This is a genomic window from Streptomyces sp. NPDC018263, assembly GCF_055562575.1.
In genome coordinates this window covers 61029-86705 of the sequence record NZ_JBVHFA010000005.1, presented here as the reverse complement: position 1 = coordinate 86705, position 25677 = coordinate 61029, and the positions used below count along the sequence as shown (strand labels likewise).

At 67.2% G+C, this 25677-nt stretch carries 26 protein-coding genes and 1 pseudogene; 11 read left to right on the top strand and 16 right to left on the bottom strand.

Annotated features, from left to right (window positions below; genetic code table 11):
- Positions 1-68: 68 nt before the first annotated feature.
- Positions 69-224, bottom strand: coding sequence for a hypothetical protein (locus tag ACZ3HQ_RS15895; protein WP_467511243.1), 156 nt, complete (start codon positions 222-224; stop codon positions 69-71).
- A gap of 299 nt (positions 225-523) precedes the next feature.
- Here ACZ3HQ_RS15895 and ACZ3HQ_RS15890 point away from each other — a divergent pair, with 299 nt between their 5' ends.
- Positions 524-799 carry a ribosomal protein L7/L12 gene (locus tag ACZ3HQ_RS15890; RefSeq protein ID WP_467512002.1) on the top strand — a complete coding sequence of 92 codons (276 nt, stop codon included), beginning with the start codon at positions 524-526 and terminating at the stop codon, positions 797-799.
- A 762-nt stretch (positions 800-1561) separates the two neighbouring features.
- Here the strand turns inward: ACZ3HQ_RS15890 and ACZ3HQ_RS15885 are convergent.
- Positions 1562-3931 (bottom strand): hypothetical protein, encoded by a 2370-nt coding sequence (locus tag ACZ3HQ_RS15885; protein WP_467511241.1) that lies wholly within the window; start codon positions 3929-3931, stop codon positions 1562-1564.
- A gap of 468 nt (positions 3932-4399) precedes the next feature.
- Between ACZ3HQ_RS15885 and ACZ3HQ_RS15880 the strand changes: the two genes are divergently transcribed.
- Both ACZ3HQ_RS15880 and ACZ3HQ_RS15875 read left to right on the top strand, forming a co-directional pair.
- Positions 4400-5527 carry a hypothetical protein gene (locus ACZ3HQ_RS15880; RefSeq protein WP_467511239.1) on the top strand — a complete coding sequence of 376 codons (1128 nt, stop codon included), beginning with the start codon at positions 4400-4402 and terminating at the stop codon, positions 5525-5527.
- A gap of 17 nt (positions 5528-5544) precedes the next feature.
- Positions 5545-7185, top strand: a complete 1641-nt coding sequence (locus ACZ3HQ_RS15875) for an ATP-binding protein (protein ID WP_467511237.1) — start codon at positions 5545-5547, stop codon at positions 7183-7185.
- A gap of 350 nt (positions 7186-7535) precedes the next feature.
- Here the strand turns inward: ACZ3HQ_RS15875 and ACZ3HQ_RS15870 are convergent, their stop codons facing one another.
- From ACZ3HQ_RS15870 to ACZ3HQ_RS15860, 3 genes are read right to left on the bottom strand one after another with little or no spacing between them, the layout of a single operon-like run.
- Complete coding sequence (locus ACZ3HQ_RS15870) at positions 7536-7913, bottom strand: hypothetical protein (RefSeq protein ID WP_467512000.1); 378 nt, start codon at positions 7911-7913, stop codon at positions 7536-7538.
- Positions 7913-8341 carry an ATP-binding protein gene (locus tag ACZ3HQ_RS15865; protein ID WP_467511235.1) on the bottom strand — a complete coding sequence of 143 codons (429 nt, stop codon included), beginning with the start codon at positions 8339-8341 and terminating at the stop codon, positions 7913-7915. Before ACZ3HQ_RS15865 ends, ACZ3HQ_RS15870 begins: the two co-directional genes overlap by 1 nt.
- 46 nt (positions 8342-8387) lie before the next feature.
- Positions 8388-8795, bottom strand: coding sequence for an NUDIX hydrolase (locus tag ACZ3HQ_RS15860; protein ID WP_467511998.1), 408 nt, complete (start codon positions 8793-8795; stop codon positions 8388-8390).
- Positions 8796-8902: 107 nt separating this feature from the next.
- Here ACZ3HQ_RS15860 and ACZ3HQ_RS15855 point away from each other — a divergent pair, with 107 nt between their 5' ends.
- Positions 8903-9688: a GntR family transcriptional regulator gene (locus tag ACZ3HQ_RS15855; protein ID WP_400887731.1), complete on the top strand. Its 786-nt coding sequence runs from the start codon at positions 8903-8905 to the stop codon at positions 9686-9688.
- Between the two features lie 22 nt (positions 9689-9710).
- On the opposite strand, the gene ACZ3HQ_RS15850 is transcribed toward ACZ3HQ_RS15855, so the two are convergent.
- Positions 9711-10013, bottom strand: a complete 303-nt coding sequence (locus tag ACZ3HQ_RS15850) for a hypothetical protein (protein WP_467511233.1) — start codon at positions 10011-10013, stop codon at positions 9711-9713.
- Positions 10014-10313: 300 nt separating this feature from the next.
- Between ACZ3HQ_RS15850 and ACZ3HQ_RS15845 the strand changes: the two are divergent.
- Positions 10314-10854: pseudogene (locus ACZ3HQ_RS15845) on the top strand (tyrosine-type recombinase/integrase); the annotation flags it as partial.
- Positions 10855-10934: 80 nt separating this feature from the next.
- On the opposite strand, the gene ACZ3HQ_RS15840 reads toward ACZ3HQ_RS15845, so the two are convergent.
- On the bottom strand, positions 10935-11696 hold the full coding sequence (locus ACZ3HQ_RS15840; RefSeq protein WP_467511231.1) for a phosphoglyceromutase: 762 nt from the start codon (positions 11694-11696) through the stop codon (positions 10935-10937).
- A gap of 139 nt (positions 11697-11835) precedes the next feature.
- On the opposite strand from ACZ3HQ_RS15840, the gene ACZ3HQ_RS15835 reads away from it, so the two are divergent.
- On the top strand, positions 11836-13110 hold the full coding sequence (locus ACZ3HQ_RS15835; RefSeq protein ID WP_467511229.1) for an MDR family MFS transporter: 1275 nt from the start codon (positions 11836-11838) through the stop codon (positions 13108-13110).
- 157 nt (positions 13111-13267) lie between these two features.
- Here ACZ3HQ_RS15835 and ACZ3HQ_RS15830 read toward each other — a convergent pair whose 3' ends face one another.
- Positions 13268-13693 carry a DUF2000 family protein gene (locus tag ACZ3HQ_RS15830; RefSeq protein WP_467511227.1) on the bottom strand — a complete coding sequence of 142 codons (426 nt, stop codon included), beginning with the start codon at positions 13691-13693 and terminating at the stop codon, positions 13268-13270.
- Positions 13694-13742: 49 nt separating this feature from the next.
- On the opposite strand from ACZ3HQ_RS15830, the gene ACZ3HQ_RS15825 reads away from it, so the two are divergent.
- The gene (locus ACZ3HQ_RS15825; protein ID WP_467511225.1) at positions 13743-14537 is read left to right on the top strand and encodes an AraC family transcriptional regulator; all 795 of its coding nucleotides are present in this window, start codon (positions 13743-13745) and stop codon (positions 14535-14537) included.
- Positions 14538-14544: 7 nt separating this feature from the next.
- Here ACZ3HQ_RS15825 and ACZ3HQ_RS15820 read toward each other — a convergent pair whose 3' ends face one another.
- Together ACZ3HQ_RS15820 and mshA are read right to left on the bottom strand one after the other, a co-directional pair.
- A complete protein-coding gene (locus tag ACZ3HQ_RS15820) occupies positions 14545-15048 on the bottom strand; it encodes a type III secretion system chaperone family protein (RefSeq protein WP_467511223.1) in 504 nt (167 codons plus the stop codon).
- A complete protein-coding gene (gene mshA / locus ACZ3HQ_RS15815; protein WP_467511221.1) occupies positions 15041-16378 on the bottom strand; it encodes a D-inositol-3-phosphate glycosyltransferase in 1338 nt (445 codons plus the stop codon). The genes ACZ3HQ_RS15820 and mshA overlap by 8 nt, the downstream gene beginning before the upstream one ends.
- Before the next feature lie 176 nt (positions 16379-16554).
- Between mshA and ACZ3HQ_RS15810 the strand changes: the two genes are divergently transcribed.
- From ACZ3HQ_RS15810 to ACZ3HQ_RS15800, 3 genes are all read left to right on the top strand, one after another.
- The gene (locus tag ACZ3HQ_RS15810; RefSeq protein WP_467511219.1) at positions 16555-17361 is read left to right on the top strand and encodes a class I SAM-dependent methyltransferase; all 807 of its coding nucleotides are present in this window, start codon (positions 16555-16557) and stop codon (positions 17359-17361) included.
- A 248-nt stretch (positions 17362-17609) separates the two neighbouring features.
- The gene (locus ACZ3HQ_RS15805; protein ID WP_467511217.1) at positions 17610-18728 is read left to right on the top strand and encodes a C40 family peptidase; all 1119 of its coding nucleotides are present in this window, start codon (positions 17610-17612) and stop codon (positions 18726-18728) included.
- 253 nt (positions 18729-18981) lie between these two features.
- Positions 18982-20274, top strand: a complete 1293-nt coding sequence (locus ACZ3HQ_RS15800; protein ID WP_467511215.1) for a PP2C family protein-serine/threonine phosphatase — start codon at positions 18982-18984, stop codon at positions 20272-20274.
- Positions 20275-20506: 232 nt separating this feature from the next.
- Here ACZ3HQ_RS15800 and ACZ3HQ_RS15795 read toward each other — a convergent pair whose 3' ends face one another.
- The 6 genes from ACZ3HQ_RS15795 to ACZ3HQ_RS15770 all read right to left on the bottom strand — a co-directional run bounded on the left by ACZ3HQ_RS15795 (position 20507) and on the right by ACZ3HQ_RS15770 (position 24062).
- A complete protein-coding gene (locus ACZ3HQ_RS15795; RefSeq protein ID WP_467511996.1) occupies positions 20507-20866 on the bottom strand; it encodes a DUF2516 family protein in 360 nt (119 codons plus the stop codon).
- 105 nt (positions 20867-20971) lie between these two features.
- Positions 20972-21601, bottom strand: a complete 630-nt coding sequence (locus ACZ3HQ_RS15790; RefSeq protein WP_467511214.1) for a hypothetical protein — start codon at positions 21599-21601, stop codon at positions 20972-20974.
- Between the two features lie 77 nt (positions 21602-21678).
- Entirely contained in the window at positions 21679-22128 is a 450-nt protein-coding gene (locus ACZ3HQ_RS15785; protein ID WP_467511212.1) for a helix-turn-helix domain-containing protein, read from the bottom strand.
- 264 nt (positions 22129-22392) lie between these two features.
- Entirely contained in the window at positions 22393-22533 is a 141-nt protein-coding gene (locus ACZ3HQ_RS15780; RefSeq protein ID WP_467511210.1) for a hypothetical protein, read from the bottom strand.
- A 459-nt stretch (positions 22534-22992) separates the two neighbouring features.
- The gene (locus ACZ3HQ_RS15775; RefSeq protein WP_467511994.1) at positions 22993-23526 is read right to left on the bottom strand and encodes a TniQ family protein; all 534 of its coding nucleotides are present in this window, start codon (positions 23524-23526) and stop codon (positions 22993-22995) included.
- Between the two features lie 149 nt (positions 23527-23675).
- Complete coding sequence (locus ACZ3HQ_RS15770) at positions 23676-24062, bottom strand: hypothetical protein (RefSeq protein ID WP_467511208.1); 387 nt, start codon at positions 24060-24062, stop codon at positions 23676-23678.
- Between the two features lie 191 nt (positions 24063-24253).
- Here ACZ3HQ_RS15770 and ACZ3HQ_RS15765 point away from each other — a divergent pair, with 191 nt between their 5' ends.
- Positions 24254-25519 carry a DNA sulfur modification protein DndB gene (locus ACZ3HQ_RS15765; protein ID WP_467511206.1) on the top strand — a complete coding sequence of 422 codons (1266 nt, stop codon included), beginning with the start codon at positions 24254-24256 and terminating at the stop codon, positions 25517-25519.
- Positions 25520-25677: the final 158 nt, after the last annotated feature.

The window sequence follows — 25677 nt, the reverse complement described above, 5'->3', positions numbered from 1 at the left end:
GGACAGCCCACGGCACGGCGGCCCAGGCGGATTCACTGGACATCCGCTGACCTGCGAAGTCGTCTACCTCAGCCGCACTGGCAGGGCGCGCCCTGCTGGCAGCCGCAGCCGCATCCCGAGCCGCAGCCGCAGGCGGCCACCAACGGCAGGCTTCTGATCTGGGCGGGCTGTTCGCCGTCGCGGTCCTGGGTGGGGTCGTTCGTGGTGCTCGGGGATTCGGGCATGGGTCCTCCTCGACACGGGGGCCAGACGCCCCCACCCATTGCATGCCCGTTCCCCCGGGCGCATCAACGGCGCACGGATGCGCCCGCGCGCCGCGACTCACCACCACGAGCCCCCTCCGACCTCGCCACGGGACGACGCCTACCGACCCGACCAGTACTGAGCCGGCCTCTACTCATGCGGGGCCGTTTCAGTGTCCGCGGGCTATGGTCTCCAACGCGCGGTCGGTTTCCGGGGGTTCCAGCTCTGTAGGGGCATGGTTGACATCCCCGGCCTGTACGAAGAGGGGGCGGTGGTGGCGATGGCCGACGGGTACTTCTTACTGGTGTGCGACTACGTGCCCCACGACGTCGTGGTCACAGACCCCGGCGCCCGAATACTGGACGTCGTTCAGGTCGTACGCCGGCTGACCGGCCTGAGTCTCTGGCACAGCAAGGTGCTGGTGACCCGGGTCCCCGCCCTGATCCTCACCGGCGTGCCCGAGGAAGACGCCACGACAGCCGTCCTGGCACTACGCGAGGCGGGCGCCCGGGCAGAGGCGAGGGAGCAACCTCAGGCGGGCCCCCTGAAGCACTGAATAAGGCTCCCACCAGCAGAGGAATCGCCAGGGGGAGCCTTACTCAGAAACGGTGGGCCTACTTCTTCTTGCCCTGGGTCTTGTCGGGGATCCCGGTGACCTGCGTTTTCGCTGCTCAGGGGCGGTGGGCTCGTGTGCCTGGTGGTCGTCATTGGTCGTCATTGGCCACCGTCGAGCGACCTCGTACGGCCCGGAGACGGCCCAGCCGTCGAAGCTCCGACCCGGTCCCTAGCGTCGCCAGCGCCGACCGATAACGCTGCACAGCACTTCGAACCAACTCACGCAGAGATACCGCAGCCTCCACATCCAGCCTCTTCGCCGCCTCAGGCGCTGAGGCCCCAAACCGTGGGTCACGCCTGCGGGTGCTGGAGGCCGGCGGAGCCTGGGTGCCCGACTTCGTCCGCCACCACCGTGTAGATGGCAGTAGCCGTTCCAGCCCCCAGAGTTCCGGCATGCTCGCCCTTGCCGTGTCACACCAGCGCAACGCCTCATGAAACCGATTCTGACGTGCTCAGGGAGAGCAGGGGCGCCAGTTAGGACCTTAAGTTGGCTGTACCTCATCGAGTCAGGCAGGACCTTTGCTCGGCAGATCCGCAAAGAGGGTACGATCCGCCGCCGGCGGTGATGCGGTTGCCAAGCCTCCGTGGACCGGAGGCCCCCTCAGGCGCTGTCCGGGATACCGAGTGACACGCCACATACAACTCGCGGCTCCACGCTTCGACCCGTAGGGAACGCTTCGCGCTCCTACAGGTTGTCGGTGGATCAGGCATGGAGGCTCACGTTGATGCCGAGAAGCCTATCTACTGAGTCGTTCATTTCGGGCGCATGGTGAATGTCCACCTGGACGTTGTCCGTTCTCAGAGTGAGGACGAACGTAAGATGCGGGTTCTTCACCCGTTCCGCCACGGCGAGCTGCGAAATCCTGGGTGTCAGGCGGAGAGGGAAGAAAACTCGTGTGCCGTCCTTGATTCGGGTTGCTGTAGTGCCCTGGGTGAGGGAAGGCCATGCGCCGTTTCGATCGCTCCCGGTAACGGCTGGCTTCTTGTCCCGTTGATTCTGGAGACCGTCGCGAACGAGCAAAATCATCTCGTTTTCTGCGCAGGCATGTTCGGCCAAGGCACGACTGTCCGCCGACAGTGGGTGTACCGCTGCCATTAGGTGATACTTCGCGCCCAGTAGTGAGCTGACTCCCACATCATGGCTGATCTGTTCCGCAGTGAAGTCACCTGGGCTGGTCTTCACTTCCCCAGCAAGCAACTCACCCTGGAAGATGCCTAGCACATCGGCCTCTTGGCTCTTACTCATGCCCGGCAAATAGACGTCCACACCCGGCAAAAGACATGCCCTGCTGTCTTCCTCGTTCAGCACTGCCATAGCCATCAAGTGGGGGAAGATTCCTTGGTCAACTGCTTGATCAATGAAGGTGTCCAGCCGGTAATGCACGGTCGGCCCTTCATTGCCGCTCGTGTAGGCCGCAGGAGCATCGCAGCCAGGACAGACGGCTTTGGCGGACACCTGATCAAGTGGAACGAACGTGACCGAACCGCACCGCTTACATGAACATTCGAATCCTCGCTGTGCCCATTCATGCGAGACGAGACGCTCAGCAGCCGCGCGTGCGCGCTCCCGCGACCCCGGCAAGGCACTCACCGCACGGTAGCGCCTGCGTGTGCGACCGCCCCAACTCCAAGCCAAACGCTCCTGCTCCGATGGCTCAGCTCCACCAGCGGCCATTCGCTCAAGGGCCTTTAGTAGTTCCTTGGCGCGCGGGGTCGTCAGCTCCGTCAGCACTGCAAAGAGCCCCGGTTCAAGCATCAGCTCACCCGCTTCATCCGGTAGGGCATCAGCGGTGCGCCCTTTGGGCGACAGGGCCCATCGGTCCGCAACCGTGTCGAGTACCGCGCAAAGCGCTTCGTAGGGGGTAGGAAGGGTGATCGTTATGTTCACCTCCCCCGCGCTGACAATCGGGATCTGGATCTCCCGTCCGCGCCAGCGCCCCGCAGGGTGAATAAGCTTTGCGACTTCATCGACTTGAGGCAGTCCCTCAAAAGCACGGCTGCCTAGCTGAAGTAGCATCCTCGCCTGGCCATACAGAGATATAGGTGCCGCGAACCGCACACGGGTCTCGCGTGGCCCCTTAAACAGATGCGCATCAAAATCAGTGGATCGAGCCCAATTCCAAGCTGTCGTCAGACTGGGAGCGGGGCTCGCCACTGCATACGTTAGCTGTCGCTGATCATCTCCGACCTGTTCGTACAAGGGCGGAAGCCAACTGAACGCCGAGAAACCCGCGGGCCCCTCCACGAGACCCCACCCGCGTGCCAGCGCATGCAACCTTTCCGGGCTCACTTCGAGACTCCACAGCACCGCGTCTACGCTGCGCCATCCTTCGATGCCCAGCCGGGAAACAACCTGCCCTCCGAAGCCCGACCAGGCGTTTACCTCTGCGGCCGGCAGCAGCCAAGCGGATGTGCCCCCACCCGAACGATGCCGCAATGCACGGAAGTTCCAGAACGCAAGGCAATCGGGCAACGGGTTGGCATCGTCGGCGAACCACAGTACGAGGGGATCGTTGAAAGCGATCTCAGAAGCAGCGAGCTGACTTCCTGTGCGCGCGATGAGGGTGCCCGAGTGACCTTGTTCCGAACCGATGACGCCATCCATCGGGCGGATCAGGATCGGAAGCTCCGTGCTGCCCAACCACTGTTCTGCGACGTCACCAGCGGCAGCGACCTGCCACAACGGACCGTTCAGCTGAGCGATGAGAGCACTCTCGCGGCTAGTTATCGAGGAGAGGGGGTAACTGTGCCGCGACAACTGGTCTTGAGCCAGCCGCCCCGCGGCCACGGCGGCGAGCTCCAGTTCGCCACCGGCCAACATCTCCCGTTCGCTAGTAAGCCGGACTGGCACGTAAGCCTCGACCTGCGCCAGGGCGACCACGTCCTTGTCCGCCTGGCTGACACCAGAGGACATCAGCTGAACGATGGGCTCGCCCTCACCACCCCAACGCGCACTGGCCATCCGCACGGCCTGCCGGAAGCCCTCCTCGTCCCCATACTCAATGACGTAGGCGACTCGTGACGGAGCAAGTCCACCCAGCAATACGTCCTGTCCAAGGTAGTCATCTGCCACAGGCACAGCGTGTCACCTCTAGGACATAGCTGGGGTGGAAACCTGCTCATGGTGTCCGAGTTGTGCCCACCGTGCCCCTCGATGGCGTGCACTGAGACGGCCCTAACGGCTCTGCGGAATGAGGTTGAGGGCGTTGAACGCCTCGGTGGGCTGGGCCGGGGACCAGGCCATGCCGAGATCATTCAGTAGCTCAGTGGTGGACCGCCCGCCTGCCCCCGGAGGGCAGCTCTACTGCCCTGTGGCACTTGCCTTTGCTTGGTCGAGGCTGCATCAAGGAGTGCAGCCTCGGCTCTGACGGCACGGATCGCATGAGGAGGCCGGCGTCGGCCCAGCGGTACCAACTTTGTGCAACAGCCCGCCAACTGGCGTTCCATCACCTACTATCAGTTCACATCTGCCACTTGGGTACTTGCAACCCCAAAAGGTTACTGCCGCCGCATATGCCCTCGTCGTCTGTGGAGCCGATCTGTGACTGAACCCGCCGCAAAGAAGGAGCGCGATGGCGGGTATCACGCCATCAAAGGGTTCGCGTACCAATTCGACGCGTCTCTTCTGAGGATCTTCGATAACCCCTACGCCACAGCAGAGCTTGAAGGTAAGCAGGACCTCTCAGTAGAGAATTATCATATTCAAGTCAAGCATCGATCTGAGAAGTTCTCAGTATCGGCGATCACTTCAGCCGTGCAATTGATGTTCCGGCAATTTCAGCGCGACAGCGGTTCACAGTTCATCTTGCATTGTCACTTCTCCGACCAACCGCCTGGATTCGTGCGGGACCTGCAACCTGAAGAGCTCGAAAAAATCCTTGCAGAGTACCCTGAAGGTTACGAAAAATCAACGGTCAGCAAATTTGCCAGCGCATGCAGGATCAGCTTCCACGAAAACTACCATAATCAGTTCAAGGAGCTTCTGGGGCTCATCAAGGAGCGACTGAACGCCCGAGACGATGCGGAGGCGACTTACTACCATGCGATTCTCCATGGCTACCTAAAAGACGTCATCCTCACAAATCCCATCGGAGCTCGACGGGTTGCTTTTCGGTCGCTGCGTCAGGCGATCTCGTCCGCTAGAACGACGATTTTCGAGTCCGCCTACGTCGAGCAATGTGGATATGAAAAATACCTCAAGGCCGTAAGGAAGCGTTACACACTGCGAACCGTCAACGTCGCTGCGGAGCGAGTTTTCTCTTTCGAATGTAATGCTCTCACAGAGTTGGATGTACTGGCCGAGGTGGTCACCCTACTGCGGGACAAATACTGTCCCAGACCCGCATGCCCGCCGCCTTATATAACGTTCAGAGGAGATTTTGATTCGCTGGAAATCAAAAAAGCGCTATGGGATGCCGGGGCCCGCTTTAACGATGGCACTGGATATCATGGGGGCGTTTTCCGCATCGAAGAGTTGATTAAGCCACCGGTGAGCGACCTCAAGCTCAAAATTATCGATGCCGAACATCTCGCCTCTCTGATGGATAGCGTGCGAATCAAAGAGTTCCATGACTTTTATGTGACTGAGAGTGCAAGCACGCCATGCGGCGTTTCTGGCGCGTCACACGTATTCGTTCGGTCCTTTGAAGATCTACTCCAAGTTCTCTAAGAGAAGCAGGTGGCGACATGTCTAGCGCCGAGGTAGTAGCCGTATATCCGAATCGCGTTCGGATTGCCGTACATAACATTTCCGACCTAGCGGACGGCGGATCCGTCGAAGTGGGGTCGTATCTGAAGGTTTACGACAACACCGAGTGCGCGATCATCGCGATCATCGAGAACTACTCGATCGAGTTGCGTCCCTCAAAGCAGGGGGAGCTTGAGCGGGTTTACATGATCGAAGCCGTGCCTCTCGGGATCATCGATCGGGATGGTCACTTCGAACGCGGCGGTGGTGGCATCGCGATTCCACCTAAGACGGTTTCGGTGGCCTTCAAAGACGAAGTGCAAAGAATCTACGATACTGTGGACCACGAGAACAGGTTTCACTTTGCGCAGCTCGCTCAGGACGAAGAAGTCGATGTCCCTGTAGATGGGAATAAGTTTTTCAGCCGTCACATCGCGGTAGTCGGATCAACCGGTTCCGGAAAGTCGCATGCTATGGCTCGGATCATCCAAAAGGCGACGGAGTTTCGAAACGCTCGCGAAATAGGCGAGTACGCCCTGAATAACACACACGTCATCATTTTCGATCTTCACTCTGAGTATCGCACAGCTTTCCCAAAGGCCAATCATCTGGGCGTCGACTCTTTGATCCTTCCCTACTGGCTCCTCAACTCTGAAGAGCTCCAAGATCTATTCATTGAGAGCAACGAGGAGCAATCGCACAATCAGATCGCGATCTTGAAAAAGACGATCACCGACGGAAAGCGATCGCAGTTCAACGGACCCGACGAGCATCGTGAGCTGATCCACTATGACTCGCCTCTTTTCTTCAACATCGATGATGTTCTTGCCTCGATCAAAGCTAAGAATCAGGAGAGGATCGACACTTCCACCCCGAATAAGAAGTCGGACAAAGCGGGCCCTCTCTTCGGCAAGTTGGATAACTTCATTACTCGACTGGAAAATCGTCGTAACGATCGACGCCTAGACTTCCTCCTCGGCGAAAGGGTCAAGTCTGTGCAGTTGGAGCAAGTGCTCCGACAGTTCACGGGATACGTAGAGGGTGCTGAGTCAAACGTGACGGTTATTGATCTGAGTGGCGTTCCGTTTGAAGTATTGAGCCTGACTGTCTCGCTTGTCTCCCGACTGCTGTTCGACTATGCCTACTACTTCAAAAAGGGCAGTCCGGAAGGGCGTAGCGAAACACCACTTCTCGTTGTCTATGAAGAGGCGCACAAATACGTACCCAAGAGCGGTCTCGCCAAATATAGTTCCTCGCGTAATGCCATCGAAAGAATCGCGAAGGAGGGGCGGAAGTACGGGATTACTGCAGCCATCGTGAGTCAGAGGCCGGCGGAAATCTCGGAGACAATCTTCTCGCAGTGCAATAATTTCGTAGCGATGCGGCTAACTAACCCCGAGGATCAAAATTATGTGAAGCGGCTCATACCAGACTCTTTGGGGCCGCTCACGGAATCTTTGCCAATGTTGTCCGCTGGGGAGGCCCTACTCATCGGAGACGCTGCGGTTATGCCGTCACGGGTCAAATTGGAGGACGCATACCCCGCCCCCTCCTCAAGTGACGTCATGTATCTGCGGGAGTGGGCCCGCCCGTGGCACAATGTCCCCTTCGCTCCTATTGTGAAGGATTGGGAGCGCTAATAGTCATAGGTCGGCGTAGCGGCTTTGGGCTGGAGCTGCTTTGGCGCGAGTGATCATGGCCCCGTAAGCTTCCGGCGCGTCGGGCAGTCTGTGGACCTGCCCGTTAAAGCACGACGTTGGGGCCATGATCTTCGAGGCTCGCGCCAAAGTGGCTGCCTAAAGCCGTGGAGCCGGCCGCCCCAGCCACCAGATACCTCTTCTCTGGCATCAGGTGGCTGATTGCCATGAGCGCGGCACGGGCGCCGGCCGGGCTGGAGCGGGGCGGAGACAGGAGCGCATGCCCGGCCGGGGGCCGGGCCACGCGCGGGGAGCGGAGCGAGCCGCCTTGAACCAGTAGAGAAAGTTGTAACTCAGTCAGTCGCGTGGGCCTCGAATCGGTATGCGCACGCTGGTAGTTCGGTTTCCTGGCGGTGAGCCAGCGCAAGGAAAAGCACCGGTCGGATGGTCCACGTGATCCGGGTTCTGGCGTGGGTGACAGACACCGCGCACGGCTCCGCCCGCAGCAGGGCTCGCCTGGTCTCGATGCGCCCCTCGTACAGCCACTCCCACGCCGCGTCGGAGGCATCCGCGTCCAGCGCCGGTGAGATCGTGCGGAGCACGACTGCCACCCAACGGTCCGCCTGGGCTGAGGAGTAGGCGTCGAGCGATGCCAGCAATGCCGGCGGCCACTCCTCGGTCAGGTTCTCGGTCCAGCACTCGCACCAGTAGCCCCGCTGCAGTGGCTTCATCAGCACGGGTGGCCTCCCAGCCGGGTATCCGCGTACAACTCCGCGGTGACCGTGTGGCCCTGCCCGCTGTCGCGCACGACTACCCGGTGAGCGATGACGCTGACCATGCCCAGGCCCCGGCCGTGCTCGGCGTCCCGGTCCTGGTGCTCGACCTTCGGGGCCGTCCCCGTACCGCCGTCATCCGTGACCGAGACCGCCACCACCTGAGCGGAGACCGCGACGGCCAGGTGGAAGCCACCGTGCTCACGGCCGCTCGCCGTGTGGAGGATCGCGTTCGCGCTCAGCTCGCTCACGATCAGTTCGGCGTCCTCGGCTAAGGGGGAGCCTCGCAGGATGTCGCGGGTCCATCGGCGGGCCCGGCTCACCTCTTCCGGGAATCCTGGGCAACTCAGCCCCCAGACCCGAGCACTACTCGTATACTCGTGCATACAAGTTCCTTCATGCAGGTAGGCCGCCATGTGCAGCGGGTTCGGACTAGACGAGTTTCACGCCGTCGTGGGCGCGGATGGCCGGCGGGGTCGTTGCGTCGAGTGCGTCCAGGACGCGGATCGCGTACGCCTCGTCGGTGAGTTCGGTGACTTCATCACGGGTGGCCCAGCGAAGGGCCCGGGTCTCGTCCCCGGTGGTGGGGGTGCCGTCGAGCGCTTCGCAGCGGAAGACCAGCGAGACGATCAGGCCCGTCATGTTCTTGTAGACGCCGGTGAGAGTCGCCGGAAGGGCGATCTTGATGCCGGTCTCTTCGAGGACCTCACGCTGAAGGCCATCGGGGATGGTCTCCTCGGGTTCGAGGACTCCGCCCGGCGGTTCCCAATGGCCGTTGTCGCGGCGCTTGATCAAGAGGGCACGGCCGTTGTCGTCAACGATGACCCCGGCCACGCTCACGGAGTGCGGGCGTTCTGTGCTCACGTTCCTCGGCCCTCTCGGCTGGCTAGGCTCTCCACCGTAGCAACAACACTCGCCCACTCGTCTAGATATCTAAAGGAGTATCCGTGACCTCTCTCCCGAGCGTTCTCGGCGCCCTGGACCCCACGAGTGATCGTGCGGTCTTCCGGCAGATCGCCGACCAGCTGCGCGAGGCCATCGACCGTGGGCGCTTCAAGGAAGGGGAGAAGCTGCCTTCCGAGGCCGAACTGGTCGAGCACTACGGCGTTTCCCGGATGACGGTCCGGAACTCCTTCTCGATCCTCACGGGGGAGGGCCTGGTGCACGCCGAGCACGGCAAGGGCGTCTTCGTCAGGCCCCGTCCGCCCGTGCGTCGGCTCGCCTCCGACCGCTTCGCCCGCCGCCACCGCGAGCAGGGCAAGTCCGCGTTCATCGTGGAGGCCGATGCCGCCGGCAGTCATCCGCAGGTCGACAGCCTGGAGGTCAAGGAGGAGAAGGCGAGCCAGGACATCTCTACGCGGCTCGGCTCGGTACGCCGTGTACTCGCCCGGCGGCGCCGGTATCTGCTGGACGGACGCCCGGTGGAGTTCGCCACGTCCTACCTCCCGCTCGACATCGCCCGCGGCACCCAGATCGCCGAGCCCAACCCTGGCCCCGGCGGCATCTACGCCCGTCTCGAAGAGCTGGGCCACCACCTCGACCACTTCGAGGAAGAGATCCGTGCCCGGATGCCTTCGCCCGCCGAGGTCAAGACCCTGCGCCTGGCCGCTGGCGTGCCGGTGATCCACCTCGTCCGCACCGCCTTCGACACCGAAGGGCGGGCCGTGGAGGTCTGCGACACGGTGATGGCGGCCGACGCCTACGTCCTCTCCTACCAGCTCCCGGCGACCTGATCGGATGGGCTGCGGTACATCTCTAGGAGGTCGGCTTGCCCTCGTCCTCCGGGGCGGGAGACGCGAACATCTGGCCGATGTTGTTCCACATGAAGCCGGCCGACCAGTCGGACTTGTCTGCGACCCAGCCGAGGAGTGCTTGCAGAACCTTGTCCTGTGAGACCGTCTGCGTCTGGAAGTGCTCCGCGGGCACGCCGTCGCGGTACTCGAGTCGGTAGGTGTTGTTGTCGCAGAACCACACCTGGATGTACCAGTCGCCCTCGCGCCCCTCGTCCTGCCGCTCCAGGGTCAAGTACCGGTTGCTGCGTTGAAGGTTGGCGAGCATGGTTCCGATGGCTGGCTTCGAGGGTCGCTTCACCTGGTAGCCATGGCCAGTCGTCGCAATCAGCATGAGTGGATTCTGGTGGGTGGGTCCGACAAGAGGGCGATGCGCTCTTCTCAACTCGCCCACACCAACACGCATACTCGTATACACGAGCGGGCAACTTCCGCGGCAAGGGGATCCCGTTCCCGGCGATGACGGGTCCTCAGATCGCCTGTCGTATAGACGAGTAGCTGGCAAGAAGCCTTGCGCACCATCCGTGTGGAGACGTCGGCCGCGACGATCCTCTTGACCGAGGCACCCTCAGACACGCTCCATGTGGTCCAGCAGCTGAAGCTGAGCCGCAGGCCGTGTTCGCCCCGCCGAAGGGCGGCAAGCTTGGGGACGTCCCGCTGCCTGGCCCCGTGGCCGATGCACTTCGAGAGCACATGAAGCGGCACCGCCGGTCGAGGTCACCTTGCCGTGGAAGGCGGCGGACGGTCCACCAGTGACCAAGCGGCTGATCTTCACCGGCCCGCGCGGCGGGCACGTCTGGCGTACGTCGCTCAACGAAGAGGCGTGGAAGCGGGCTCTCGCCTCGGTCGGCGTGATTCCCAAGCGGAAGCCGGGTGGGTCGTACGTCGAGTCACGTGAGAACGGCATGCACGCGCTGCGCCACTTCTACGCTTCGGTGCTCCTGGACGCGGGCGAGAACATCAAGGCCCTCGCCGAGTACCTCGGCCACTCGGACCCCGGTCTGACGCTCCGGGTGTATGCGCACCTGATGCCGTCGAGCCAGGAACGGACCCGCAAGGCCGTGGCCGCCGTCTTCGACACTGCCCGACCGGGCTCGTCCGGCACCTGACGGCCCAGAGACGACCCAAAGGCAGCAACAAGCCCCCTACTCGCGGAGAAACCGCAGGCAGGGGGCCTGTTCGTGAGTGCCTACTTCTTCTTGCCCTGGTTCTTCACGGCCTCGATCGCCGCCTTCGCCGCGTCCGGGTCGAGGTACTTGCCGCCCGGGGTGACCGGCTTGAAGTCGGCGTCCAGCTCGTAGTACAGCGGGATGCCCGTCGGGATGTTCAGGCCCGCGATGTCCTCGTCCGAGATGCCGTCGAGGTGCTTGACGAGGGCGCGGAGGCTGTTGCCGTGGGCGGCTACGAGGACCGTCTTGCCGTCGATGAGGTCGGGGACGATGTCGTCGTACCAGTAGGGGAGCATGCGGACGACGACGTCCTTGAGGCACTCCGTCTGGGGGCGCAGCTCCGGGGGGAGGTCCGCGTAGCGGGCGTCGTCGAACTGGGAGTACTCCGCGTCGCGGGCCAGCGGCGGCGGCGGGGTGTCGTAGGAGCGGCGCCAGAGCATGAACTGCTCCTCGCCGAACTCGGCCAGCGTCTCCGCCTTGTTCTTGCCCTGGAGGGCGCCGTAGTGGCGCTCGTTCAGCCGCCAGCTCCGGTTGACCGGAATCCAGAGGCGGTCCGCGGCCTCCAGCGAGAGCTGGGCCGTGCGGATCGCGCGCTTCTGGAGCGACGTGTGGACCACGTCGGGCAGGAGACCGGCGTCCTTCAGCAGCTCGCCACCGCGTACCGCCTCCTTCTCGCCCTTCTCGTTGAGGTTGACGTCCACCCAGCCGGTGAACAGGTTCTTCGCGTTCCACTCGCTCTCGCCGTGGCGGAGGAGGATCAGCTTGTACGGTGCGTCGGCCATGCCTCAGAGCGTAATCCACCCCCATGACGGGTCACCGCGCCGCCGACGGTTGACGGCTTCTGTTAATCCAGTGGCCTCCGGCGACCCCGTCTGAGTAAGGTGCGCTTACCGCACGCGCCACTTACCGGGGGGTCCCATCATGTCCACCGCCGCACCGGGCCGGCTGATCGCCGCCGCCAGGTCCTCCGTCTCCGGGCTCCCCCGCGCCTTCTGGTGGCTGTGGGCCAGCACGCTGGTCAACCGGCTCGGCGCGTTCGTCGCCACCTTCATGGCGCTCTACCTCACCCTCGAACGCGGCTACTCCGCCTCCTTCGCGGGCCTCGTCGCGGCGCTGCACGGCCTCGGCGGGGTCGTCTCCTCGCTCGGCGCCGGGGTGATGGCGGACCGGCTCGGCCGACGGCCCACCCTGCTGATCGCACAGGTCGGCACCGCCTTCTCCGTCGCGCTGCTCGGCTTCATGCAGGACCCCGTCGCCATCGCGGCCGTCGCCTTCCTGGTCGGCTCCGCCAACAACGCCTCCCGGCCCGCCGTGCAGGCGATGATGGCGGACATCATGCGGCCCGAGGACCGCGTACGGGCGTTCTCGCTGAACTACTGGGCGCTCAACCTCGGCTTCGCCGTCTCCTCCGTCGCCGCCGGTTTCATCGCCGAGTTCAGCTATCTCGCCGGGTTCCTCATCGAGGCCGGGATGACGCTGGCCTGCGCGATCCTCGTCTTCCTCAAGCTCCCCGAGTCCCGGCCCGCGCCCGCCGCCAAGGAGGCCGGGGAGGCGAGGATCGGGCTCGGTACGGTGCTGCGCGACCGGCGCTACATGGCGGTCGTCGGCCTGTCCTTCCTCGTCGGCCTCCTCTTCATGCAGGGCTCGGTCGGTCTGCCGGTCGCCATGGGCCAGGCCGGGTTCTCCCCCGCCGACTACGGCACCGCCATCGCCGTCAACGGCGTCCTGATCGTCGCTCTCCAGATCCCGGTCACCCGCTTCATCGAGCACCGCGACCCGCGCCGCCTGCTGGTCATCTCCTCGCTGCTCGCGGGCTACGGCTTCGGGCTCACCGCCTTCGCCGGGTCGCTCGGCGTCTTCGCGCTCACCGTCTGCGTGTGGACCCTCGCCGAGATCGTCAACGCGCCGACCCAGACCGGCCTCGTCGTCCGCCTCTCCCCCGTCCACGGCCGCGGCCGCTACCAGGGCGTCTACAGCCTCTCCTGGTCCGTCGCCGCCCTGGTCGCCCCCCTGATGTCCGGCACGGTCATCGACCGCCTGGGCGCCGAGTGGCTGTGGGGCGCGTGCGCGGTCATCGGGACGGTGGCGGGGCTCGGGTACGCCCTGCTGATGCGGGGGCTGCCCGCGGAGGAGGCGGAGGTGGCGGGCGCGCCGGCTGCGGCAAAGACCCGGCCCGCCGTGGAGAAGGCGGCCTGACCCACGGGGGCTCGCGGATTGCGCGGCTCGCGGATGCGGGCTCTGGCCGCGGGGCCGCGACGGGCCGGGTGACTCCCGGCTCCCCGGTTGCCCGCCGTCGGTGGGCGGTCCCGCCCGCTCCGGAGCCCCGTGTCGCGGGCGCGCCGCCCCGCCCCGCCTACGGATGCATCCTCGCCCCCTTCACCACCTTGTCCACCCCGCCCTTGGGCCCGTACACCGCCAGCCCCACCAGATCCAGGTCGGCCGTGGGTACGGCCCGTACCGCCGCCCGGTTGGCCGTGTCGTTGCCGGTCGAGAAGAGGTCGGCCGTGAAGACGGCGCGGGGCAGGGCGCGACTCAGGGTGCGGGTGTGGGCCGCTCGGAGGACTTCCTTGGACGCCTCGAAGACCAGGACCGGCTGGCGGAACATCGGGAGGTAGGCGACGCCGTCGGCGTCCTCGTAGGGGGCGCCGATCACCTCGGGGAGCTGGGTGCCGAGGCCGCTGACCAGGAAGGATGTGACGTTGAGGCGCTGCCAGGGGGCGAGGTCGTCGCGGAGCAGTACGGCGATCTTGGTGTCGAAACGCAGGGGCTGTTCGTCCATGCCCCGAGCCTGCCGACCACACCCCGCCCCGGTCTTGTACGTTTCTTGCGTGGCCGCCGACCAGCCGGAAGTCTCCGCGTGGCGCCCCTCGGTACCGGGGGTCGTGGAGGTCTTCCACGCCCGGTTCACCGAGTACGCGTACCCGATGCACGTGCACGACGCCTGGACGCTGCTGATCGTGGACGACGGCGCCGTACGGTACGACCTCGACCGGCACGAGCACGGCACCCCGCGCGACACCGTCACCCTGCTGCCCCCGCACGTCCCGCACAACGGCTCCCCCGCCACCCCGCACGGCTTCCGCAAGCGCGTGCTCTACCTGGACGGCAGCCGGCTCAGCCATGACCTGATCGGTCCCGCCGTCGACCAGCCCGACCTGCGGGACCCTGAACTACGGAAGCGCGTCGGCCAGTTGCACCGCGCCCTCGCAAGCCCCGGTGACGAACTGGCCGCCGAGAGCGGGCTCGTACTCGTCGGTGAGCGCCTCAGGAACCACCTGCGTCATCGCGACCCCGAACCCCCGCGCCCCGACCCGCTGTTGGCCCGGCTCCTGCGCGAACTCCTCGACGAGCACCTCACCGATGGCCTCACCCTCACCGAAGCGGCCGCACTGCTGCACGCCCATCCCGCCCACCTGGTAAGGGCGTTCAGCACCGCCTACGGCATCTCCCCGCACCGCTACCTGACGTCGAGAAGAGTCGGCCGGGCCAGGCGGCTGCTGCTGGACGGGGTGGCGGCGAAAGAGGTGGCGGTGGCGGCCGGGTTCTACGACCAGGCCCATCTGACCCGGCACTTCAAGAAGTTGGTGGGGGTGACACCGGGCCGCTACCGCAACGGGCCCTGAAACGGGCTCAGTCGCGCTCGATCAGATGCGTGAAGGCGTCCAGGTTGCGCGTGGACTCCCCGCGTGAGACCCGCCAGGCGTGCTCACGGCGGATCGCGGAGGCGAAGCCCAGCTCCAGCAGGGTGTTGAAGGCGCCGTCCGCCGCTTCGAGGACCTGCCCGAGCAGCCGGTCCACCTCCTCGGGCGTGACGGCGGCGAGCGGGAGACGGGCGTTGACGTAGACGTCGCCGAGCCGGTCGACCGCGTAACTCACGCCGTACAGCTTGAGGTTGCGTTCCAGGAGCCAGCGGTGGACGCCGGCCTCGTTCTCGTCGGGGTGCCGGATGACGAAGGCGTTGACGGAGAGGGTGTGGCGGCCCACCAGCAGCGAGACGGTGGTGGAGAGCTTGGCCGTGCCGGGCAGTTTGACCACGTAGGAGCCCGGATCAGGGCTCTCCCACTCCAGCTCGGCGTCCTTCAGCGCGTCCTCGAGGGTGCGCGCGGCCCGTTCCGTCGCCTCGGTGTCAGCCATGCTGCGAGCGTACGCGACGGCGGTGGGACTGGGTCGCGGCCGCGTACACGTCGGCGGTGGCGGCGGCGGAGGCGTCCCAGCCGAAGCCGAGGGCGTGCCGGGCGGCGGCCGCGCCCATGCGGTCGGACAGGCCGGGGTCGTCGGCGAAGCGGCGCAGCACGCGCGCGTAGTCCGCGGGGTCGTGGCCCTGGACGAGGAAGCCGGTCTCACCGTCGCGCACGGCCACCGGCAGACCGCCGACGGAGGCGGCGATCACCGGCGTGCCCGCCGCCTGCGCCTCGATGGCGACCAGCCCGAAGGACTCGCTGTAGGACGGCATGACCAGCACGGACGCGGCCCGGAACCAGTCCGCGAGCTGCTCCTGCCCGACCGGCGGCCGGAACCGCACGACGTCCGCGATACCGAGCCGCGCGGCGAGCTTCTGGAGCCCCTCCGGCTTGGCGAGCCCGCTGCCACTGGGCCCGCCGACCACGGGGACGACGATGTTCCGGCGCAGCTCGGGACGCTCGTCCAGCAGGTGGGCGACGGCACGGAGCAGCACGTCGGGGGCCTTGAGGGGCTGTATGCGGCCCGCGAAGAGCGGTATCAGCGCGTCCCTCGGCAGGCCGAGGCGGGCGCGGGCGGCGGCGCGGCCGTCGAGGGGGCGGAAGCGGTCGAGGTTGACGCCGGGGTGCACGACGGCGACCTTCGCGGGGTCGGCCTCGTAGTGCCGGACCAGCTCGGCGGCCTCCTCGGCGGTGTTGGCGATGAGGCGGCGGGCGGCGGAGACGATCTGGGTCTCGCCGATGACGCGGGCGGCGGGCTCGGGGGTGTCGCCGGTGGCCAGGCTGGCGTTCTTGACCTTGGCCATGGTGTGCATGGCGTGCACCAGCGGTACGCCCCAGCGCTGGGCGGCGAGCCATCCGACGTGGCCGGAGAGCCAGTAGTGGGAGTGGACGAGGTCGTAGTAGCCGGGGCGGTGGCCGGCCCACGCCTGCATCACACCGTGGGTGAAGGCGCAGAGCTGGGCGGGCAGCTCCTCCTTGGCCAGCCCCTCGTAGGGGCCCGCGTCGACGTGCCGGACGAGCACGCCGGGGGCCAGTTCGACCTTGGGGGCGAGGTCGCCGGAGGTGGCCCGCGTGAAGATCTCGACCTCGATGTTGAGGGCGGCCAGCCGCTGGGCCAGCTCCACGATGTAGACGTTCATCCCGCCCGCGTCGCCGGTGCCGGGCTGGTGGAGGGGCGAGGTGTGCACGGAGAGCATGGCGACCCGGCGTGGCCTGCGGTGCAGTCGCAGCCGGGGGGCGGCTGCCGGGGAGCGCCGCCCGAGCCTGCTGACGTACTGGCTCACTGGGCTTCCTCCTCGCTCGGGCATGCCTGCCGGGGGACCGTCCGAGTCCTCCGAGGGGTGCAACAGCGGAGGGGGTTCTTCCCATTTCCCGATCAAGCGGTTTTACCCAATCATGACCGTGCTTCGCTCAACCGTTCGGTCCGAGGTCATCACCGGGCCCGCTTACCCTCGTAGACATGGCACCCCGCACGACCCGCCCCGTAGGCACGGTGACGCGCGGGACGACCAACCCCAACCGGCTGCGCCGCATGGACCGCTGGATCGCGGCCACGCACGGCGCCGAACTGCGGCGCGCGGCCGACCCGCTGGCCATCGACCTCGGCTACGGGGCAGCGCCCTGGACCGCCGTGGAGCTGCTCGGCAGGCTCCGTACCGTCGCCCCGCACGCGCGCGTGGTCGGCGTCGAGATCGAACCGGAGCGGGTCGCGGCCGCGAAGCCGTACGAGCGCGAGGGGCTCGCGTTCCGGCACGGCGGCTTCGAGATCCCCGTACCGGGCCGGCCGGTGCTGATCCGGGCCGCCAATGTGCTGCGGCAGTACGACGAGGAGCAGGTCGCGGCCGTGTGGCGGGGGCTGTGCGCGCGGCTGGCCCCGGCGGGCGACGGTTCGCGCGGCGGGCTGCTGGTGGAGGGCACCTGCGACGAGATCGGGCGGCGGCACGTCTGGGTCGCGCTCGGTCCGGAGGGGCCGCGCACGGTCACCTTCGCCACCCGGCTCGGCTCGCTGGAGCACCCCTCCGACCTGGCCGAACGGCTGCCGAAGGCGCTGATCCACCGCAATGTGCCGGGCGAGCCGGTGCATGCCTTCCTGCGCGACTTCGACCGCGCCTGGGCCGCCGCCGCGCCCTACGCCTCCTACGGCGCCCGCCAGCGCTGGCTGCGCACGGTCCGGGACCTCACGGCCGACTGGCCGGTGACGGACGGGCCCGCGCGCTGGCGGCAGGGCGAAGTGACGCTGGCGTGGGAGGCGCTGGCTCCCCGCTGACGCTGGTTCACCTGACGTCGGTTCACCTGACGCTGGTTCACCTGTTCGAGGGAATCGCACGGAATCCGGGATCTGAGGGGAACGATCTCCGGTCCCGGTACGTCAGACGGGCGGGAAGATCGCGGGGAGGCGCGGGGCGCCGGGGGATGTACGACTTCGTACGACCTCTGTCACTTCGCGCCGGATCGTGGCACGATCCTGCGGACGGATCGTAAGTTACTGACGGTAAATCAGCTTGGGGGGACGTTATGGGTAGGGGCAAGCGCGGGCTGCTCGCCGCCGCCGTGACCGTGGTCTGCGCGGTGACCGTACTGGCGCTGCCGGGTACGGCGTTCGCGTCGGTACCGGCCGGACCCGCCGACCCCTCCCCGGCACCCTCGGCGAGCGCGGCCCCCGCGTCGGCGCCCATTCCCGACGCCGAGCTGGAGAAGGTCCGCGCGCGGCTCGACGGGCTGTACCACGACGCGGCCGTCGCCACCGACGCCTACAACGCGGCCGAGGAGAAGACGCGCAAGCAGTCCGTCCAGCTCGCCCGGCTGGAGAAGCGGACCGACGCGGCCCGCGAGAAGCTGGCCGAGCTGAAGGACCAGGCGGGCGCCGCCGCGCGGGCCCAGTACCGGGACAGCGGCATGCCGCCGATGGCGGGGTTCCTGCTCAGCGACAACCCGGAGCACTTCGCGGACGGCGCCGGCACCCTGCTGAACGGCGCGCGGGCCACCAAGAAGCTGATCGCCGAGACCGACCGCGTCGAGCGGGAGCTGCAGCGGGACACCGACGACGCGGCCGCGCGCTGGAAGAAGCTGGAGCGGGACCGCAAGGACAAGGCCGACGCCCAGAAGACGATCAAGGCGCGGATCGAGGACGCCGAGAAGCTCGAGTCGCGGCTGGAGAAGAAGGAGAAGGAACGGCTGGCCGAGCTGGAGCGGCAGGCCGCCCGCAAGGCGCAGACCGCCTGGCTGGACACCGGCGTCCTGAAGAAGGAGGCCGACGCGGCGAAGGCCACCGGCACCGCCACCTCCGCCGGGGCCAAGGCGGTCGCCTTCGCCACCGCCCAGCTCGGCAAGCCGTACGTCTGGGGAGCCGAGGGCCCCGACTCCTTCGACTGCTCCGGCCTGACCTCCCAGGCGTGGGCCGACGCGGGCACCCCGATCCCGCGCACCTCGCAGGAGCAGTGGAAGCAGCTCCCGCACGTGGACGTGACGGAGATGCGCCCCGGTGACCTCGTCATCTACTTCGCCGACGCCACCCACGTCGGGATGTACGTGGGCGACGGCAAGATAATCCACGCCCCGCGACCCGGCCGTACGGTCACGGTCGCGGGCGCGGGCACCATGCCGATCCTGGGGGTCGTACGCCCGGACGCGTGACCGGCGCCACACCTCGCAACCCTGTGACCAACGGCACGCAGGCGGCCGGGAACCAAGTGAGCTTCGTCATCCCGCACCCCCTGCCGCCCCGCCCAACTGCCGTACGGGCCAGGGCATATGACACCGGACTGCGCGATACGGACGCCGCGCGCCCCATTCCGCCGGGGCGGCCGGTGCCGCTAGGGTCACCCGACGGCGCTACGAGGACCCTCGGCGCCGCCGTGCCCCCGGGGGGAGGGAAGGAAACCAGGACATGCCCGTACCCGTACCGCGGCAGAGAGCAGTCCCGGCCGCCGCGTGCGGTCCGGCGCAGGTCTCGGCCGTAGCCCTCACCGACGAGGCAGAGCGTGACACCGCCGCCCTCGGCGCGGCGCTCACCGTGCTGCTCGTCGAGGACGACCCGTCCGGCGCGCTCGTCCCCGAGCTGCGGGACTCGGCCGGCCGGCCGATCCGCGTGCGTACCGCCCGCAACCTCACCGAGGCGGGACGGCTGCTCACCCCCGACGTGCACTGCATCCTGCTCGACCTCGCCCTCCCGGCCGCCGGCTGTGCCGACACCGAGGACGGCGACGAGCTGGCCGTGCTCCGTCAGGTGCTGGAGCTGGCGCCGCGGCACGCCGTGATCGCGCTGACCGCCTCCGGCGACGCCGAGCGCGGCGCGGAGGCCGTGCGTGTGGGCGCCCAGGACTACCTCTTCCGCGACGAGCTGGACAGCCGGCTGCTCAGCCGCGCCATCCGGTACGCCGTGGAGCGCAAGCGTTCCGACACCGCCGAGCGGCGGCTTGCGGAGGGCAGGCTGCGCGCGCAGGAGAACCGGCGCCTGGAGCGCGGGCTACTGCCGACGCCGCTGCTGGAGGGCGCCGCGCTGCGGTTCGCCGCGCGCTACCGCCCCGGCCGCTCGCGCGCGCTGCTCGGCGGCGACTTCTACGACGCGGTCCGCACCCCGGACGGCACCGTGCACGCCATGATCGGCGACGTCTGCGGCCACGGCCCGGACGAGGCCGCGCTCGGCGTGGAGCTGCGGATCGCCTGGCGGGCGCTGACCCTGGCCGGGCTGTGCGGGGACGAGCTGCTGGGCACGCTCCAGCAGGTGCTGGAGCACGAGCGCTCGGACGAGGAGATCTTCGCGACCCTCTGCACGGTGGACATCGCGCCCGACGGCCGCCGCGCCGGCCTGTGCCTGGCCGGACACCCGGCCCCGCTGCTGATCCGCCCCGGCGCGACCCCGGTCCCCCGGCTGCTCCCCTTCGACAACAACGGTCCCGCCCTGGGCCTCCTGCCGGGCGCCCGCTGGCCCCGCACCCAGGTCGAGCTGGGCGCCGAGTGGAGCCTCATGCTCTACACCGACGGCCTCATAGAAGGCCGCACCTCCCCCGGCGGCCCCCGCCTCGGCCAGGACGGCATGCTCGACATGATCCACCGCCAGCTCTCCGAGGGCCTGCGCGGGGAAGAGCTGCTGCGAGCGGCGGTCAGCGAGGTCCGTCACCTGAACGGCGACGAGCTGACGGACGACGTCGCGGTGGTCCTGCTGGACCGGGTGGCGTAGCGGGCTGTACGGACAGGGGCGGCGCTCACCGCCCTCAGTCCACGCGGCCAAGCCCTGCTCGGCCGCTCAGCACCAACTCGGGCGGCCGGCTCGTGCACCCCGGCGCGAGCCGGAGCCAAGCCCCGGCAGGCCACTTCGGCGCTCGCCCCCGGCGGAGCCGTCGGCGCGGCCGGCCGGCCGCGGGCGGAAGCCCCGGGCCCGGCGGGCCGGCTCGGCTGAACCGGCGGAGCCCTCAGCGACCGCCGTTGTACGGGCCGTACGGGCCGTCGCTGCTGCTGCCGCCCCGGCCCTTGCCCCGGCCCCAGCCACCGCGGTTGCCGCCGGTGAGGGCCTTGACGGCGGGGCGGACGTCGACGAGGTAGACGATGCTGGCGACGGCGCCCGCGATCGGCAGGATGGACAGGATCGAGAACAGGTAGCTGACCGCGAGGGCGATGCCCAGGATGACCAGCCAGAAGACCTTGGTCTGCTTGCCCGCCGCGCGGAACGCGTCCTCACGCCGGAAGGCCGCGTCGAAGAGACCGAACGCGGCCAGTGCCATGAGGACGATCTTCAGGAGCCCCATGAACCCCTCGAAGCCCAGCATCAGCATGTTGCCCACCGCTCCTTGCCTTCTGGTTCGCTGCCGTCACGCTACCCGCAGAACGGGCCGGGCACCCCGATGGTGCCCGGCCCGTACGTCTCACACCGTCCGCCGTCACTTGGCCGGCGGGGTCGGCTTCTTCGGCTGAGGAGCCTTGCGGGCGGCGGCCGGGGCCGGAGCCGGCTTCTTCGCCACCGGCTTCTTGGCGGCGGCCGGGTCGGGCTCGGCGACGGCCGGACCGGCGGCACCGGCGGCCGGCTTCGGGGTCTCCTTGACGACGCCCGGCTCGGGCCGGCCCTCGACCGCGATGGCGAGGTCCTCGATCTCCTCGGCGGCGTCGCCGCGCCAGGTCCGCACGGCCTGCTCGCCGTGCTCGGCGACCTTCTCGTACGCCTCGCGGGCCTTGACGGCGTACTCGGCGGCCACGCCCACGCCGCGCAGGGCGAGGTCCTGGGCCTGCTCGCCGACCTTCTTCAGGTCGACGTCGAGGTTGCCGATGAGGCCGTTGACCTTGGTCTGGATGGTCTCCTGCGCCTCCTTGGCGCGGGCGGTGGCCCGCTCCTGGACGACCTTGGGGTCGGTGGCGCGCACCTGCTCGATCCGGGCCGGGGCCTGGGCGCGGAGCTGCTCGACCAGCGAGGGCACCTTGCGGACCTGCCGGATGGCGAGATCGGCGGTACCGGCGGCGAAGTAGAGCGGAGTCGGGTCGCTGAAGGTCTTGCGCAGGTCGTCGGTGATGGCCATGGTGAAGGTCCTCCCGGATTCGCGTTCGGCTGAGGTCGGTGTGGTCCGCGTGCGGTGGCCGGAACCCTGGTCCGGTTTCATCCGGCCGTCCGCCGCGGACCGGCATCACTGCCGGGGGTGTCGCTGGGCTGCGCTCCCGTACCGTCGGACTCCTCGGGTCGTACGGGGCCTTCGCCGCCGAGTCCGTTCTCCTTGCGGAAGGACTCGTAGATCTGGAGCAGGACCTGCTTCTGCCGTTCGTTGAGCGAGGGGTCGGCGAGGATGACGGCGCGCGTCTCGACCTCGTCCCGGTCCCGCTCGGCGTCGAGGATGCCCGCGCGGACGTACAGCGTCTCGGCGGAGATCCGCAGGGCCTTGGCGACCTGCTGCAACACCTCCGCGCTGGGCTTGCGCAGCCCGCGCTCGATCTGGCTCAGGTACGGGTTCGACACCCCGGCGGCATCGGCGAGCTGCCGCAGCGAGAGCTGGGCGTTGCGCCGCTGCTCGCGCAGATACTCACCGAGATTGCCGACGTTGAGCGATGCCATGCCTCCACCATGCCCACCCTCGCTAACTTTTGCAAGCACCCCGCTTGCAAAAGTGTTGTGACCGGGGTGTGACGGGAGGTGTGACTGAGCATGCTGGTTGTCACTTGAGCAGGACAACTGTCACTGAGGCTCGCGTCGGCGATACCCCTCAGGGCGCGCTCCGCTGCCACCACCCTTGGAGATCGGCCCGCGGGCGATGATGTCGCCCATAGCCATCATGCTCTTGGAGCGGTTCATGCTGACGATCCGCAGCGGGAACGAAACCTACGCCTCCCGCCGCTGATAGATCGACAGGGCTTGATCAACACGGCTGGCCTGGTGGATCAGCGGCAGCATGAGCTCCTGCGCCTGTTCCTCGTCCGGGGCGTCAAGCAGCCGCTCGACGATGCCGAGCACCGCGCCCATGAGAAACGGGTCCAGCGGTGGATCGGTGAAGGGACGCGAGCTGTGCTTCTTCCCGGGCCTGTCTCGGAGGGCGCTGCTCGGGCAAGGCGCCCCTCGGCTTCCCCATCTAGGGCCTCCACGAGCGCCGGGGTCGCGGCGAAGGAGCGAGCCGCAGGCCAGGACAGGAACACGAGGCCAAGCAAGGCTCTCAGGTCGGCGAAGTAGTCGGCGGCGGGGATTAGCCAGCCGACGCTCGGGGTCGCTTCCGGACCAGTGGGGTCGAAGATCTTCAGAAGCCGTTGCTGAAGGTCGAGAAGGTGCTCCATCGTCTGCCCATCGAGAACGATATCGGGTACTACCCCCGCGGGCTCCGCAAGCTGGGCGCCACAGGCAGGCTGGAGGCGCCCGACGGCGCGAGGGGCGATCGTCGTCCGGCATTGCGTGGGATGCAGGTCCCCGTCCCAGGGCCGAGCGATGATGCTATTCGTCTCGACCGCGTGGACGGGCCGACGGCAGGCGGGGCACGCGGTACGCAGCAGGCAGTGGTGCCGCGGGCAGGCAAAGACTGGTGGGAGGCGCCAGCAACGCCGCCAGGCCCCGCCGTAAAGCTGCTGGATCTCGCTTCCGTTCCCCGGTTAGACATTGCGGACAGTACCGAGGCGTATGAGTCAGCAGCCACGTGTTCTCGTTGACCACCCTCGCGGCGCTACTCCGAGGGGTGGACTTCCCGTTCAGCGGCCCATATCGCTCCGCGAGCGAGGAGGTCAGCAGACAGCTGACCTCACCTGGGGTGAGTCGGGTGACTCGCGCGAAGGTCTGTAGCTGGTCTGGTTCCAGGTCGTGCACGAGCCGGATGGGGATCCGGAAGAGTGCATTCTCCTTGCGATGACCGGTCAGGCCGGTACGGCTTGCGACCATTCCGGGGGATGTCCCGAGCCGGTGCGCGAGGCGAAGTATGAAACCGGTCAGCGTCTCGTCGGGCAGCGGGTCGAGGCTGCGAGGCAGCGGGCGCACACCTCGTGATGTTCCGCTGGCGGACCGGCCGCGGCAGATCGGATGGGCGTCCACGTCGCGGCCATCACCAACCCCCGCCCGTAATGCGTCGCACGCGCCGCGATCTGCAGCCACCCTCACACGCCAGGTGACCACAGGCTACGGGATGGCTAGCGGCGGGTACGCCGGAAGCAGGCGGCGCCCAGCTCGCCCACCGAGTGTAGGGCGATCTCCGCCCCCGCTGCGACCGTGGCCGGACCGTCCGGCACGACGCCACTCACCGTGGCAGCGAGGACGAGCCCTGTGATGCAGCGAGACACCTGCAGGGCCGAGGGCCAGCGCCACGCATACCCAGGGCGCTTCCAGGGGTCCGATCCCGCCTCGTTCACGGACGCCTCCGACGGAGCCAACGCTTCGGCGTCCGCATGCGCCGGCACCCTCACCGCGTTCTCGGCGTCCGGGTCATCGCCGACCGCCGCGAGTGCCTGGTTCGTCATGGAGAAGTCCTCTTTCGTTGCGATCTGCTTGATCGGCGAGGTAGCGGGCCGCTGCACCACGGCGTCTGTGCGTAGATGCGCACTACTGGAGCGGAGTGGGCAACACGCTATGGGGAGGGCTAGACCTAAGAAAGGCTGATCTCCAACTTGCCGCAGAAATTAAGAACTTATCCAGCGCAGTAGTTAACTGCGTGCTAGCTTCTACGGGTTGAGTGACGCCATGAAGCGTAGCCGACTCGATTGGGGTTGTAGTGAGCATCAACGTTGACCCACTGCGTCTGTCCAAGCCGCAGGACTCCAGCACGTACCTGGCGATCAAAACGCCCCAGGGGGGCCGCGTCGTCTACAGCACGCGCGTTCCACTCCTCGACCTCCCCACCATCCTTCCCGTCCCTGACCCGAACAACGTCGACAAGGACAACCGCAAGGTCGATCGCCTCCACGCCAAGCACTTCGGTGAGTACCTGGACGCCAAGAAGGACTGGGTTGCCCCTGCCCTCTTGGCCCGCGACGGCGGTGGCTGCACCTTCGAGAAGGTGGACGATCACGGCGCTGTCGGTTACCTCACGGTCCCGTGGGCTATCGGCGGCATCTCCTCTCTGCGCACCATCGACGGCCAGCACCGCGTGCTCGGTGTCTCCATCGAGAAGCAGCGCATCACCGACGCCATCTCCGCCATCGACCGTGAGATGGCGCGCAAGCTCAGCCCGGAGAAGTCCGCAAAGCTCGAGGCGGAACGTGAGCGGCTCATCGGCCAGATGAACCGGCTGAAGGCCGAGTACGTCGGCCTAGACATCTACGTCGAGCCGGACCCGATCAAGGCCCAGCAAATGTTCGTTGACGTGGCCGACAACGCCAAGGGCATCAGCAGCGCCGTCCGTGCCCGGTTCGACAGCTACAAGGTCGCCAACCGCACACTGTCCGACGTCATCGACCACCCGCTACTCAAGGGACGAGTCGACGCCGAGCAGGACCGCATGACCCTGAAGAACCCCAACCTGATGGGCGCCAAACACGTTGCCGACATCACCCGCGCCGTCATCGCCGGTGCTGGCGGCCGGATCAGCAAGAAGGCCGAGCAGACTCTGACCGACGGCGAGGTCATCGAACAGGTCAAGGACTTCCTCGATGTCATCTCCAACGCCTTCACCGACCTCGCCGCCATCACCGAGGACGACCCCGAGGCGGATCGCCCGGCCGACGAGCTGACCATGTCGCAGAAGCTTCGCAGAAACTCGCTGCTCGGCTCGGTAGGCATGCTGCGCGTCCTGGGCGGGGTGTTCCGCGAACTGCGCGCGGGCGAAAACCCGGTGGAGCTCGACGACATCACCGAGTTCTTCAAGCGCCTCAACCCGCACATGGCCGCGCCAGTCGCCGAGAACAGCATCTGGCGCACCACTGAGGCGAACGTGGACTTCGAGCCGAACGCTGCCGCACCGATCATGCGGACCCAGAACATCGTCCACCTGGTGGGCGTGATCACCGGCTGGTACAAAAAGGCTCCTGCCGCTCTGTAGCCGATCACACGACCACGAGTGGCGCCTTCCTACCCTGGGAAACGGCGCCCCTCGTGATATGCGGTCACCACCCTTTCGACAACGACGATTTGGAGCGTCAGGGCGCTGCCGTACGCGGGGGTCTGTGCCTCGCCGGACCACCGAACGAGAAGACCGCC